This window comes from Cupriavidus sp. MEYA8 (assembly GCF_059278825.1).
This window is the reverse complement of sequence record NZ_CM181222.1, coordinates 133988-147934: the sequence shown is the minus strand read 5'-3', so window position 1 is coordinate 147934 and position 13947 is coordinate 133988. Positions and strand designations below refer to the sequence as shown.

The 13947-nt window shown below is 67.4% G+C and carries 11 protein-coding genes; 7 read left to right on the top strand and 4 right to left on the bottom strand.

What is annotated here, in order from left to right; genetic code table 11:
- Positions 1 to 75 precede the first annotated feature (75 nt).
- Positions 76 to 555: a nuclear transport factor 2 family protein gene (locus AC5WJ1_RS17775; RefSeq protein ID WP_133093316.1), complete on the top strand. Its 480-nt coding sequence runs from the start codon at positions 76 to 78 to the stop codon at positions 553 to 555.
- Between the two features lie 99 nt (positions 556 to 654).
- Here AC5WJ1_RS17775 and AC5WJ1_RS17770 read toward each other — a convergent pair whose 3' ends face one another.
- Complete coding sequence (locus AC5WJ1_RS17770) at positions 655 to 2427, bottom strand: dipeptidase (RefSeq protein ID WP_494476828.1); 1773 nt, start codon at positions 2425 to 2427, stop codon at positions 655 to 657.
- A gap of 257 nt (positions 2428 to 2684) precedes the next feature.
- Here AC5WJ1_RS17770 and AC5WJ1_RS17765 point away from each other — a divergent pair, with 257 nt between their 5' ends.
- The 4 genes from AC5WJ1_RS17765 (at position 2685) to AC5WJ1_RS17750 (ending at position 8133) form a co-directional block, all read left to right on the top strand.
- The gene (locus tag AC5WJ1_RS17765; protein ID WP_494476827.1) at positions 2685 to 3416 is read left to right on the top strand and encodes a glutathione peroxidase; all 732 of its coding nucleotides are present in this window, start codon (positions 2685 to 2687) and stop codon (positions 3414 to 3416) included.
- Positions 3417 to 3621: 205 nt separating this feature from the next.
- A complete protein-coding gene (locus AC5WJ1_RS17760) occupies positions 3622 to 5013 on the top strand; it encodes a dihydrolipoyl dehydrogenase (RefSeq protein ID WP_135703869.1) in 1392 nt (463 codons plus the stop codon).
- Positions 5014 to 5135: 122 nt separating this feature from the next.
- Positions 5136 to 5684, top strand: a complete 549-nt coding sequence (locus AC5WJ1_RS17755; protein WP_135703870.1) for a TetR/AcrR family transcriptional regulator — start codon at positions 5136 to 5138, stop codon at positions 5682 to 5684.
- A gap of 244 nt (positions 5685 to 5928) precedes the next feature.
- Positions 5929 to 8133, top strand: coding sequence for a TonB-dependent siderophore receptor (locus AC5WJ1_RS17750; RefSeq protein ID WP_494476826.1), 2205 nt, complete (start codon positions 5929 to 5931; stop codon positions 8131 to 8133).
- Between the two features lie 9 nt (positions 8134 to 8142).
- On the opposite strand, the gene AC5WJ1_RS17745 is transcribed toward AC5WJ1_RS17750, so the two are convergent.
- Together AC5WJ1_RS17745 and AC5WJ1_RS17740 are read right to left on the bottom strand one after the other, a co-directional pair.
- Entirely contained in the window at positions 8143 to 8664 is a 522-nt protein-coding gene (locus AC5WJ1_RS17745; protein WP_135703872.1) for a DsbA family protein, read from the bottom strand.
- Between the two features lie 510 nt (positions 8665 to 9174).
- Positions 9175 to 9849, bottom strand: a complete 675-nt coding sequence (locus tag AC5WJ1_RS17740) for an SOS response-associated peptidase (protein WP_195427452.1) — start codon at positions 9847 to 9849, stop codon at positions 9175 to 9177.
- A 261-nt stretch (positions 9850 to 10110) separates the two neighbouring features.
- Here AC5WJ1_RS17740 and AC5WJ1_RS17735 point away from each other — a divergent pair, with 261 nt between their 5' ends.
- Together AC5WJ1_RS17735 and AC5WJ1_RS17730 are read left to right on the top strand one after the other, a co-directional pair.
- A complete protein-coding gene (locus AC5WJ1_RS17735; RefSeq protein ID WP_434034112.1) occupies positions 10111 to 11769 on the top strand; it encodes an AMP-binding protein in 1659 nt (552 codons plus the stop codon).
- A 147-nt stretch (positions 11770 to 11916) separates the two neighbouring features.
- The gene (locus AC5WJ1_RS17730) at positions 11917 to 12648 is read left to right on the top strand and encodes a BON domain-containing protein (RefSeq protein ID WP_133093307.1); all 732 of its coding nucleotides are present in this window, start codon (positions 11917 to 11919) and stop codon (positions 12646 to 12648) included.
- A 19-nt stretch (positions 12649 to 12667) separates the two neighbouring features.
- Here AC5WJ1_RS17730 and AC5WJ1_RS17725 read toward each other — a convergent pair whose 3' ends face one another.
- Positions 12668 to 13768 (bottom strand): helix-turn-helix domain-containing protein, encoded by a 1101-nt coding sequence (locus AC5WJ1_RS17725; RefSeq protein WP_243736804.1) that lies wholly within the window; start codon positions 13766 to 13768, stop codon positions 12668 to 12670.
- Positions 13769 to 13947: the final 179 nt, after the last annotated feature.

Below are 13947 nucleotides of genomic sequence, written 5' to 3'. Positions count from 1 at the left end.
GTATCATTGCAACTCGTTTCGAGCGCCGATCCAGGCCGCCAACCCGTCCACCTTTTGCTTTGCAGGAGAACGCCGATGTCCGCCCAACCCGAAATCCGCCCGCCACTGCCTCCTTTCACCCACGATTCCGCCGTCGCCAAGGTCCGCGCCGCCGAAGATGGCTGGAACAGCCGCGACCCCGAGCGCGTGGCGCTCGCCTATACCGTCGACAGTGCCTGGCGCAACCGTGCCGAGTTTGTTAAGGGCCGCGCGGATATCGTCGCCTTCCTGCAGCGCAAGTGGCAGAAGGAACTGGACTACCGCTTGATCAAGGAGCTATGGGCGCACGACGGCAACCGCATCGCGGTGCGTTTTGCCTATGAATGGCACGACGATTCCGGCAACTGGTACCGGTCGTATGGCAACGAGAACTGGGAATTCGATGAGGCGGGACTGATGCGGCGCCGGTTCGCCTGCATCAACGATGCGCCGATCCGGGAGGCGGATCGCAAGTTCCACTGGCCGCTGGGGCGGCGCCCGGACGGGCATCCTGGGTTGAGCGAACTGGGCCTGTAAGCGAAGAACTGCTGTTGTTTGCTTCCCAACTGCTGTTGTTTGCTTCCCTCTCCCTGTGGGAGAGGAGAGCAAACAAGCGGCTTGCGGGTCAGCCCAGCGCTACTGCATCTTGTCCAGGTTGCCGATCCGCACCAGCATTTCCGTGAACATCTGCATGTCGAGGTTCAGGTCGGGCACTTCCTTGTACTCGCGCGCATTGTGCGCGGTGTACTTCTTGCCCGGCATCGCCGGCCCAAAGTTGATCGCATTGGGCATCAGCTTGGCGGTGGTGCTGCCCGCGGTCGCGACCGGCTTCGCTTCCAGTCCGGTCGTGTCGCCGAAGATATTGAGCAGCGTCGACAGCCAGGCGCCCTTGGGGTCGCGCGCCATCCAGTTGCCCTGGTCGTACTTGATCTCCACCGGCCCGTGCGTCGCGGCCCAGCCGAAGATGCGCTTGGTGATGCGGGCGCCCAGTTCATCAGGCGTGCGTCCGCGCGGCATGCGCACGTTGGTGACCACGTCGACATACTCGCCGCGCTCGCGCACCAGCGTGGGCGACATCGTCAGTGGCCCCATGAAGGCGTCGCGATATGCCAGCTCCATCTTGTTGCCGAGGTAGTCAAGCCCGTACAGGTCGTTCAGGTAGCGCACCGCGTTCAGGTAGTGGTTGTCGGCAAAGCGCACGCCGCTGGCCTGCAGGAACAGCGCCAGCCGCGGCAGCGGGTTGACGCCTTCTTCCGGACGCGAGCCGTGCGCGGAGGCGCCGGTGACCTTGACTTCGACTTCATCGCCCTCGCGCTTCACATCGATCGAGAACTTGCCGCGCGGCGCGTTGCGGCGCACGAAGTCCGCCTTCGCCTGTTCGAGCGCTGCGGCCACCGCGGCGGCATCGCCGCCGGCAATGCGCGCGGTGGCGGTCTCGGGAATGGCATTGGCCGAGGCGGCGCCGCGCATGGCCACGATGGCGGGGCCCTTGCTGTCTGCCTTGCCGCGCTCGGCCTTGCCGTCGGCCGACTTGATGCCGAACGAGACCGTCAGGGTGCCGGCGCCTTTCTCCGCGACCACGGCGGGGTACTTGCTGTCGAGCACGATGTTGTACTCCGGCAGCGTGGTGTGCTGGCGGTAGTACTTCATGCCGTCGCCGCCGGTCTCCTCGGTGGTCTCGATCATCAGGCGGATGGTGCGTTCCAGCGGCACGCCGCTTTCCTTGACGGTCTTCATCGCATACAGCACGGCTGCGATCGAGCCCTTGTCGTCGATGGTGCCGCGCCCGTAGAGCTTGTCGCCCACGCGCGTGAGCCGGAACGGATCTAGGCGGGTGCCGTCGTCCAGCACCCATTCCTCGGCCACGGCGGGAATCACGTCGGCGTGCGTCAGGATGCCGAAGGTGTCCTTGCCGCCGCCAGGCAGCGTGACTTCGAACACGCGGTTGTCCACGTTGCGGTAGGCCAGCCCGAAGTCGCGCGCCATGCCTTCCACCAGCTTGCCGAACTCCACGATGGCGGGGTTGTCGTGCTGGGCGATCTTTTCATCGCGCACGGTGCGCAGCGCCACCATCTTGCCGATGGTGTCGATCACCGCCGTCTCGTTATGGACGCGGTTGTAGACGCCCAGCAGGCGGCCGATATTGACCAGGTTGTCGCCAGCCAGCGGCGCCCTGGCCTGCCAGGCGGCGACGGCCGGGGCGACCGCCGGCTCGGCCTTGGCGGCGGATGCCATGAAGGCCTGCAGGTCGGGCGGCGTGGCGGCGCGGGTGCTGCTCACCAGCGCGTCCAGCGCCGGCTTCTTCAGGGTTTGCGCCTGCCCCGGGTGCGCGATCAGCAGCGATAGCGCAAGCAGGGCAGCCCACCGGCGTGGCGTCGGCCGGTGGTGCGGGCGGCAAGTTGAGGTCATTGCGAAGCAGGGTGTCAGGTTGGATGCCGCATGATAGGGCACTCGCCGGGGTTTGCTGAAGAAATATGGCGTCGAATGCGCGCGCGCGGTGTGCCCCGGGCCGCAATAACCGATTCCAATGCTGTATCAATAGCCAAAGACAATCAGTTCATTTGAAATGATGAATTGTACAAATCACATCCATGTCGACAGAATGAGGCCTTCGCTGCAACACGCAGCCGAACAACCGAATGAACCCAGACCAAGGAGTGATTCCGATGCTGCAATCCCGTGAAGGCCAACGCGTTCCCAATGTTTCTTTCCGCGTCCGTGACGACAACGAGTGGAAGACCATCACCACCGGCGAGCTGTTCAGCGGCAAGACCGTGGTCGTGTTCTCGCTGCCGGGCGCCTTCACGCCCACGTGTTCGTCCACCCACCTGCCGCGCTACAACGAGCTGGCGCCGGTGTTCGCCAAGCACGGCGTCGACGACATCCTGTGCGTATCGGTCAACGACACCTTCGTGATGAACGAATGGGCCAAGGACCAGGAGTCCGGCAACATCACCATGATTCCCGACGGCAACGGCGAATTCACCGAGGGCATGGGCATGCTGGTGGACAAGGCCGACCTGGGTTTCGGCAAGCGCAGCTGGCGCTATTCGATGCTGGTGCGCGACGGCGTGGTCGAAAAGATGTTCATCGAGCCGGAAGAGCCGGGCGACCCGTTCAAGGTTTCCGACGCCGACACCATGCTGAACCACATCGCGCCGGGTGCGCGCAAGCCTGACCAGGTGGTGGTGTTCTCGAAGGTGGGCTGCTCGTTCTGCGCCAAGGCCAGGCAGCTGCTGGACGACAACGGCTTCGACTACATCGACGTGCCGCTGGACAACAAGGTGCGCGGCAAGGTGCTGGGCGCCGTGTCGGGCGAGATGACCGCGCCGCAGGTCTTCATCAACGGCAAGCTGGTCGGCGGCGCCGAGGCGCTGCAGCGGTACCTGGCCAGCTAAGTGGCTAACTAAGTGGCCAACCAAGTGGCCAACCAAGTGGCCAACTAAGCCGCTCAGATCCCTTCCTTTCCGCTTGCGCGGACCGGCAGTCGCCGGACCCGATGGCACCGTCTTGCCCGCGTTCGCCGGCAAAGGGCGGGGCGGTGCCATCCAGCCCGTTGATTGACCCCTGAATCACGCCATGACAACCAAGGAACCGTACGCCATGACTACCATCCAGACCGACGTCGCCGTGATCGGCGCGGGCACCGCCGGCCTTGCCGCCTACCGCGCCGCGATTGCCGCCGGCAAGCGCGCCGTGATCATCGAAGGCGGCCCGTATGGCACCACCTGCGCCCGCGTTGGCTGCATGCCTTCGAAGCTGCTCATCGCCGCCGCCGAGGCCGCGCACGAACTGCGCCACACCGCGCCGTTCGGCGTGCACGTGGATGGCCAGGTCCGCATCGACGGCCGCGAGGTCATGGCGCGCGTGCGCGGCGAACGCGACCGCTTTGTCGGCTTTGTCGTGCGCGGCGTGGAGAATATCCCGGAAGCCGACCGGATCCGCGGCTACGCCCGCTTTATCGACAACACCACGCTGGAAGTGGACGGCCACACGACCGTGCGCGCCAGCCGCGTGGTCATTGCCACCGGCTCCAGGCCTGCGCTGCCGGCACCGTTCAAGGCCTTTGGCGACCGCCTCATCGTCAATGACGATGTGTTCGCATGGGAAGACCTGCCGGGCAGCGTGGTGGTGTTCGGGCCGGGCGTGATCGGGCTGGAGCTTGGGCAGGCGCTGTCGCGCCTCGGCGTGCGGGTGCGCGTGCTTGGCGTCAGCGGTTCGCTCGGGCCGCTGACCGATCCGGCGATTCGCGCCTATGCCGCCAAGGCCTTCAACGATGAGTTCTACCTCGACCCGGAGGCCAGGGTCAGCGAAATGGGCCGCGATGGCGACCAGGTGGTGGTGACCTATGCCGACCGCGAAGGCCGCAGCGCGACCGAGCGCTTCGACTACGCGCTGGCGGCCACCGGCCGCGAGCCGAACGTGCGCGGCCTGGGCCTGGAAAACACCGGTCTGGCGCTGGACCAGCGCGGCGTGCCGGTGTTCGATCCCGAAACGCTCCAGTGCGGCAATGCGCCGGTGTTTATCGCCGGCGACGCCAACAACATCCTGCCGCTGCTGCACGAAGCTGCGGACGAGGGCAAGGCCGCCGGCGAGAACGCCGCCAGCTATCCGCAGGTAAGGCGGCTGTCGCGCCGGGCGCCGCTGGCAGTGGTGTTCTCCGACCCGCAGATTGCGATGGTCGGCCAGCGCTATGCCGACCTGGCCGAGGGCAGCTTCGTCACCGGCGAAGTCAGCTTTGAAGACCAGGGCCGCAGCCGGGTAATGCTGAAGAACCGCGGGCTGATGCATGTCTACGCGGACAAGGCGAGCGGTCGTTTCCTGGGCGCGGAATGGATCGGCCCGCGTGCGGAAAACATTGCGCACTTGCTGGCGTGGTCGTACCAGCAGGGCCTGACCATCGAGCAGATGCTGGGCATGCCGTTCTACCACCCGGTGGTGGAAGAAGGCTTGCGCACGGCGCTGCGCGACGCGGCGGCCAGGCTTGCGGCGTGACCGGCGCGCACGATTGCTAGACAGGTCTGTCTGTCATAGTATTGACGTAGCGAGGCCGGCTGGCGTTTCCTCGCCGCCGGCCTGTTTGCCGATTCCCCTCACAGACCTTTCGCCGTGCCACCATGGCCAACCCCTCCGCCCGCGACCGCATCCTCGACACCGCCGCCCGCCTGTTCTACCAGGAGGGTTATCGCGCCACCGGCATCGACCGGATCATTGCGGAATCGGGCGTGGCCAAGATGTCGCTGTACCGGCATTTCGCTTCCAAGAACGACCTGATCTCGGCGTTCCTTGAGCGGCGCCATGACGAGTGGATGGCCTGGTTCCGCGGCAACGTCGAGGCCCGCCTGGCCGCGCGCCCGCATCTGGACGTGATTGCCGACGCGCTGGCCGACTGGTTCGCCGCGGACTTCCGCGGCTGCGCCTTCATCAACGTGGTCGCCGAGGCCGGCGGCGATGCCCGCGCGGCCGAGCAGGCTGCCGCACACAAGCAAGAACTGGCGTCATTCGTTGCCGATATCGCCACGCGACTCGGGCTGAGCGAGCCAGCACAGGTGGCGCAGGAAGCCATGCTGTGCATCGAAGGCATGATCGTGCGCTACCAGATGCACCGCGACCCGGCTGTGATCGAGGCCGGGCGGCGGTTGCTGGGCAGGTTGCAGGGCGACTGAAAACAGGCTGGCGCCGCGGCGGCATGCGATGCCGCTTGCCTTTCGGTCTGGCCGGGTAGCGCCGGCGTGCCACAAATGCCTTCGCTTTTTCCTGAGGCATCCCTGGAAAAAATGTATCGCCTCTGACACATTCAGGCTACAATCGAAATTTAATTGCGAATTGTTCGTATTCGCAATTAAGAATTTCCAATGGCAAGCCACCGGCGTCTGTGTGCACGCCACGCTACATTTCCGTTCCTGAGTGATGTCCTTCAATCCGATCTCCCGGGCCAGGCCAACCCTTGCCCCTACCCGGCTGGCGCCTCCCCGCGGCCTTTCGCTGACCACCCTGGCCCTGAGCCTGCATGCCGGCGGCGTGTTTGCCCAGTCGGCGGCCACACCGCAGGCTGCCTCCGGCGCGGCCGCCGAATTGCCAGCCGTGACCGTGCGTGCGTCTGCCGCGGATGAAACCGCAACCGGCCCTGTGCACGGCTTCGTTGCCAGGCGCAGCGCCACCGCGACCAAGACCGATACGCCGGTGATGGAGACGCCGCAGTCGATCACGGTGATCACGCGCGACCGGATGGAAGCGCAGGGTGCGCAGTCGGTGCAGCAGGCTATCGGCTATACCGCCGGCGTCTATGCCGGGCCGTACGGCAATGACGCGCGCGGGGACTGGGGCAAGTTCCGCGGCACGGACTTCACGCAGTACCGCGACGGGCTGCTCAACCAGGTCGGCTTCTACAACAACGTGCGCGCCGACGTTTACGGGCTGGAGCGCATCGACGTGCTGCGCGGCCCGTCGTCGATGCTGTTCGGGCAGGGCGCGGTGGGCGGCATCCTGAACCTCGTCAGCAAGCGTCCGCAGGCCGAGGCCGTGCGCGAGGTCGGCGTGCAGTTCGGCAACTACAACCGCAAACAGGTGCAGGCTGACCTGACCGGCCCGCTCGATGCCGAGGGCAAGTGGATGTACCGGCTGGTGGCGCTGGCGCGCGACAGCGACACGCAGGTGGACTACGTGCCCGACAACCGCTACCTGATCGCGCCGTCGCTGACGTACCGTCCCAATGCCGATACCTCGTTCACGCTGCTGACCAATTTCCAGCGCGACGAAAGCGGGACCTCGGTCGGCTTCTTCCCGTGGCGCGGCACGCTCTATCCGAACCCGGGCGGGCAGATTCCCGATCACCTGTTCATCAGCGAGCCGGGCTACGACCGCTACAACGCCGAGCAGACCTCGGTCGGCTACGAGTTCCAGCACAAGGTCAACGATGCGCTGACGGTCCGCCAGAACCTGCGCTACTCGCACAGCACCGTGGATTACCGCAGCATCTACGCCGCCGGTTTCACCGGCGCGACGCACGGCTGGGTGCCCGGCAGCAGCACGCTGATGCGCCGCACGGTCTACCTGAACCAGCCGACGCTGAATGCCTTCGTGGTCGACACGCAGGCACAAGGCAACTTCCGCACGGGCCCGGTCGACCATACGCTGCTGGCCGGCATGGACTACCAGCATGCCGAGATCACCGGCCGTTCGGGCGTAGGCGGCACCGCTGCGCCGCTGGATGTATTCAACCCGGTCTACGGCAATTTCACGCTGCCTGGCACGCGCGACCTGAACCCCAGCAAGCAGATCCAGACCGGCGTGTATGTGCAGGACCAGCTGTCGTGGAACAAGTGGCTGCTGATGCTGGGCCTGCGCTATGACTGGTCGCGCGCGGCGCAGGACAACACGCCTGCGGCCAGCCGCGAAGACAACGAACTGACCAAGCGCGCCGGCCTGATGTACCGCTCGGACATCGGCCTGAACCCGTACGTCAGCTACACCGAGTCGTTCCAGGGCCTGCCCGGTTTCAACCGCTCCAACCAGGCCTTCAAGCCGCTGCGCGGTTCGCAGTGGGAGGCGGGGATCAAGTACCAGCCGCCGGGCAAGAATGCTTCGCTGACCGTGGCGGCGTTCGACATGCGCGAGAAAAACCGGAAGGCGGCCGGGGTGGTCAACGGCATTCCTGACCAGGTGCAGGTGGGCGAGGCCCGCACCCGCGGCATCGAGGTCGAGGCACTGGCCTCGCTGACCAATCGCCTTGACCTGATCGCGACCTATACCTACCTGGATGCGCGCGTGATCGAAGGCAGCGCCGCCGAGGTCGGCAAGCGCCTGGCCAGCACGCCGTCGAACATGGCGTCGCTGTGGGCCAATTACCGCTTCAAGCTGTTCGGGCTGCCGGGCTTCGTGGCCGGCGGCGGCGTGCGCTATGTCGGCCCGAGCTATGACGGCACCGACCAGAACCGCGTCGGCGGCGTTACGCTGTACGACGCCATGATCGCCTACGACCACGGCCCGCTGCGCGTCGCGCTGAATGCCAACAACCTGTTCGACAAGCAGTTCCTGACCACCTGCCTGGCACGCGGCGATTGCTACTTCGGCGCGCGCCGTACCGTGGTCGGCAGCGTGACGTACCGCTTCTGACGCGGCCGGCTAGGCTGCCAGCGCGGTATCGATGGCCCGCTGCAGCCGCTCCATGCCGAAGGTCACATCCTGCACCGTGCCGTTGACGAAGAACGCGGGCGTGCCCCGCACCCGGCAGCGCGTGCCGCCGTGCTGGTCGGCGCGGATGTGCGGCAGGTGCCGGTGTGTGGACATGTCGTTGTCGTAGCGATCGAGATCCAGGCCGGCCATGCCGGCGTAATGGCGCAGGGCGTCGGGCTTCAGCCCCTGCGGGTGCTCGTAGAGCATGCGGTACATCTGCCAGAAGCGATCCTGTGCCGCCGCGGCCTCGGCGCACTCGGCCGCCGGCTCGGCGGAAGGGTGCCAGTTGGCCATCGGGTAGTGCCGGTAGACAAAGCGCACCTGCGGGCCATAGTGCTCCAGCAGGATCTTCATGGCGCCGTAGGCGATGCGGCAGTAGGAGCATTCGAAGTCGCCGTATTCGACGACGGTGACCCTGGCGGTATCGGGGCCGACGGCATGGTCGGCGGCGGTGACGGCGACTTCCAGCATTGGCGTTCTCCGGTGCGTGCGCGGCAAGGCATGCGCGGATTCGCGGTGGGAGGTTCCAGTGTAGACGCCGCAGACGCCAGGCCAAGGGCCCGGCGCCGGCTACGGCACGATCGACAAGAACAGGTAGGCCGCCAGGATCACCAGGTGCACGGCGCCCTGCAGGATTAGATTGGTCAGCCGGGCCCTGGCGGATCGTCCTTGGCAGCGCAAGGCGGCCGGGTGGGCGGGCGCTCGCGTAGCGCCGGATGGTTACGCAGGATCCAGCGCGCGGCAAACAGTAATGCGACAAGGAACCCGAAAAAATACGCGCACAACGCGATGACGTTTTGCATGATGGACTGACCCGGGGATGTCGGCTCTTGTGGCCGGTGTGCGCGGCAGTATGCGCAGCATTCGCAACGTCCGACACCCTCTTGAGGGAGGGCTCGCGGCGTTTGGTGCCGGCCTTGAACCGGATTTGAACCGGATTTGAACCGGACTTACATCGGCCTGGCACCGTCTGCAGGCGGGTCAGTCGGCGTCCGGGATCGGCGCGCCGGTGATCTTGGGCGCCGGTTCTGCCTCCATGGCCGCGGCGGGAAGCAACTTGAGGAAGGTGCGGGCGACTTCGGGGTCGCGACAGGCAAGCCACTCGTCCCATTGCTCGCGCGGGATGACGACCACTGAACGTTTCTCATCGCCTGGCTTGTGGAAGCGCTCCATCACCGGATGCTGCCCGGAGTTCACCGTCAGCATAGTGAAGGACAGGCTCGCATCGGGCCAGCCGCGCCACAGGCCGGCGATGCCGAAGGCGGGCTCGCCGGGCAGCCAGACGCGCCAGCGCACCGGCTTGCCGGGCGGGCCACCCGGCATCGCGACCTCGGGGTAGGCGTACTCGTAGAACGCCGTAGCCGGCACCAGGCACAGCTGCCCCTGGCGCCAGTAGCGGGCGAAGGCAGGGCGCTCGCCGACGGTTTCGCTGCGCGCGTTGGTGGTGTCGTAGCGGCGCGTGCCGGGCGGGATGCGCTGCCGCGGCACCATGCCGAACGACGCCAGCCCGGCATGCCGCACGCCGTCGTCCGTAGCGCGCACGATCGGCGCCAGGTAATCGGGATAGGTCTCGGCCTTGAAGACGCCCGGCGGCGGCTCCACGCCAAAGATGTCGCGCAGGATCTGGCGCTGGACCGGGGCGTAGTTGGTGCACATGCGCTGCCCTCCTTGCCGTGATGCACGTATCGTCGGCGCCGGGCCGCATGGCGTCAAGCGCACCGCGCGTTGCGTCCGGGGCATGGCAAAAACCGTCAGGCGCGCTGGCGGAATCGGTTATTGCCCGCCGGCCCGGCAGTGCCGCACACTGCTGCGGCAGCCGCGCCACGCGGCACCGATGATCACAGACCATCACAGACGATAACAGGCACCATGTCCCGGGCAGCGTCCGAGGCAGGAGCCGGACAAACTGGAGACACCATGCGCGACTACGCCCAGGCCTACGACGGCTTTTCCTATGACGAGGCGGTGGCCCGGCAACTGCACGGCAGCCTCGATGCGATCAACGCCTGCGTGGAATGCTGCGACCGCCATGCCGAGGCTGGCCGCATCGCGCTGTACTGGGAAGGCCGCGACGGCAGCGCGCGCAGCTGGACGTTTGCCGAACTGCAGGCGCTGTCGGCGCAGTTTGCCGGCTTTTTGAGGGCGCAGGGCGTGCAGCCGGGAGATCGCGTGGCGGGGCTGCTGCCGCGCACGGCCGAGCTGCTCGTGACCATCCTGGGTACCTGGCGCGCCGGTGCGGTGTACCAGCCGCTGTTCACGGCGTTCGGTCCCAAGGCCATCGAGCACCGGCTCAACAGCTCGGGCGCGAAAGTGGTGGTCACGGATACCGTCAACCGTCCCAAGCTCGATGAAGTGGAGGGCGCGCCGCCGGTCGTCACCGTGGCCGGCACCAGCGAGGCGCCCGGGGACGCAGCTTCCGGCGATTTCAGCTTCTGGGCCGAGCTGGCGCGCCAGCCTGCCAGCTTCGAGCCGGTCATGCGCGGCGGCGACGATCCCTTCCTGATGATGTTCACCTCGGGCACCACCGGGCCGGCCAAGCCGCTGCTGGTGCCGCTGAACGCCATTGCCGCGTTTGCCGGGTACATGCGCGACGCGGTCGACCTGCGCGACGAAGACGCCTTCTGGAACCTGGCCGACCCGGGCTGGGCCTACGGCCTCTACTATGCGGTGACGGGGCCGCTGTCGCTGGGGCACGCCACCACCTTCTACGATGGCCCGTTCACCGTGGAAAGCACCTGCCGCGTGATCCGCAAGTACGGCATCACCAACCTGGCGGGATCGCCCACCGCCTACCGGCTGCTGATCGCCGCCGGGCAGGCCGTGTCGGAACAACTGCGCGGGCAGCTGCGCGCGGTCAGCAGCGCCGGCGAGCCGCTGAACCCCGAAGTGATCCGCTGGTTCGCCAGCGAGCTGGACGCGCCCATCCACGACCACTATGGCCAGACCGAACTCGGCATGGTGCTGTGCAACCATCATGCGCTGTCGCACCCGGTGCGCATGGGCGCCGCGGGCTTTGCCAGCCCGGGCCACCGGGTGGTCGTGGTCGACGACGAGCAGCGCGAACTGCCCGCCGGGCAGCCCGGCACGCTGGCGCTGGACCTGGAGCGCTCGCCGATGTGCTGGTTCGGCGGCTACCATGGCACGCCGACCAGTGCGTTCGCCGGCCACTATTACCTGACCGGCGACTCGGCCGAACTCAACGACGATGGCAGCATCAGCTTTATCGGCCGCGCCGACGATGTCATTACCACCTCGGGCTACCGCGTCGGCCCGTTCGACGTGGAAAGCGCGCTGATCGAGCATCCGGCCGTGGTCGAGGCCGCGGTGATCGGCAAGCCGGACCCCGAGCGCACCGAGCTGATCAAGGCCTTCGTCGTGCTCGACCGGCAGCACGCGGCCACGCCCGAGCTGGCCGAGGCGCTGCGCCAGCATGTGCGCAAGCGCCTGGCCGCCCATTCCTATCCGCGCGAGATCGAGTTCGTCGCCGAGCTGCCCAAGACCCCAAGCGGCAAGGTCCAGCGTTTCATCCTGCGCAACCAGGAGGTGGCGCGCGCCCGCGAGGCGGCCGCGGCCTGAGCCCGGACGCCCCTGGACCGCTTCCTATAATGAGGAAGCGGTTGCCAGGTCCCCGGCGGTGATGGAGGCCGCGGCGCCGCGCCAGGCGCGCCCGCAGGCCGGGCGCACGTCTTCTCATCTCCAGACCATTCGGGCGAGGCGATCAAAATGCAGACTAGCGAAGCGGTGCTGACGCAGGCGCGCGCAGCCTTGGCGCATGTGCCTTATCAGGGGCATGTTCTCCATCCCACCATCCAGTTGCGGCTGTCGGACGGCGCGCTGATCCTGGAGGGCGAGGTAGCCGATATCGTCGACAAGACCCGCGCGGCCACCGCGCTGCGGCGCGTGGACGGCGTGACCAGCGTGATCGACCACCTGCGCGTGATGAACGGCAGCGTCACCGTCGGCGACGGCGAACTGCGCGATGCGGTATGCGAGCGCCTGCTCAATGCCATCGAATTCCGTAGCTGCAGGATCTGCGCGCGCGTCAAGGGCCAGCACGAGACCGTGCGGGAGCCCGTGGGCGAACGCAGCGGCTGGATCGAGGTCGAGGCGCATGACGGCGTGGTGACGCTGTGGGGCCAGGTGATCAGCCTGTCGCACATGCGCCTGGCCGGCGTGCTGGCCTGGTGGTCGCGCGGCTGCCGCTGCGTGGTCAATGAGCTGGTGGTGGCACCCGCCGAAGCCGACCGCGACGATGAGATCACCGAGGCGCTGATGCTGGTGCTGGAGACCGATCCCTTTGTCGACGCGGCCCAGGTCAGCGTGCGTACCGAAAATCGCGTGGTCACGCTGGAAGGCTGCGTCGCCAGCGAGAATACGCGCCGGCAGGTCGAGCGCGACGCGTGGTACGTGCAGGGCGTGGAGGACGTGGTCAACCACATCTCGCTGCGCGCCTGACCTTGCCCCTTGCCGCCGCCTAGCCCGGCATGCCGCGCCGGGCCGCCGCATCCTCCATGCGCCAGTAGCGCCGCCGCGCGCGCAGCGCGAAGCGCGCGCGATAGTCCGACATCGACATCGCCGCGATGCGCTGGAACAGCCGCCTGAACGCGGCCGCGTCGCTGTAGCCGCAGGCTTCGGCGATCGCCTGCGTGCCGTGCAGCGTCACCTCCAGCAGCATGCGCGCGCGCTCCACGCGCAGCGTGTGCAGGTAGTCCAGCGGCGTCATGCCGGTGACCTGCCGGAAATGCCGCAGCAGGGTCCGCTCGCTGACCGCCGCGGCCTGCGCCACCGCAGCCAGCTGGTAGGGCTCGGCCACATGTTCCTGCAGCCACTGGACAGCCCGGTAGACCGGGCTGTCCGCCGTGCGGCTGAGCCAGCGCTGCGACACCAGCGCCGGCACGCTGCGCTGGCGTTCGGGCTGGTACAGCATCAGCTGCGCGGCGGCCTGCGCCAGGTCGGGGTCGTGCAGGTGGCCCAGCACGCGCAGCATGAATTCCACCTGCAGCGCGGGCGCCACGCATGAGAACACCTGCCCGTGCACGCTCATGGCCTGGTCCCCGCCCAGGTCCGCGCGCGGGAACTGGTGCGTCATCCAGCTCTGGTACATCCACGGCGCGCCGCTGCGGGCGCCGTCCAGCAGGCCGAGCTGCAGCGGCAACAGCATCCCCGACGAACACGCGGCAAGCCAGCCGCCGGCTGCCACATGGCGCTCGACCATGCGCAGCGCGGCGGTATCGCCGCGGACGATGTCGCCGAGCTGGTGCGCATTGCTGGCCAGCAGGGCCGGGATCACCAGCAGCGAGCGGCTGCCCGCGGCGCGGATGCGGCGCGTGGAGGCTTCCAGGCCCGGCAGGTCGGCCGACAGCATGCGGCCGTTGGCGCCGCACAACTGCCAGCTCAACGTCGGCGCGGCATCGGGGCGCTGCAGGCTGGCCACGCCGGCGACGGTGCGCAGCACGTCGAGCGTGGTGAAGAGGGTGCCGGGCATCGCATGGGGCAGCCATAGCAGGCGGACATGCAAGGGTGTTGCGGACGCGGCGGGGGTGTCGGGGACCAGTGGATCAGTGGGGGCGCGCATGTCAGGGGCAATTGGTGCAGGGTCGATCGCGGGCCAGGCGTGGCGGGATCGGCATTGTGATTGGCGATATTGATCCTCCCCATGCCCGCTGGCAAGGGCTAGCATCTTGCACGTTGTGCCGTGCATGCCGGCGTTGCGACACGGCATGGCCCCAACAAGCTTCCAAGATCCCAACAAGA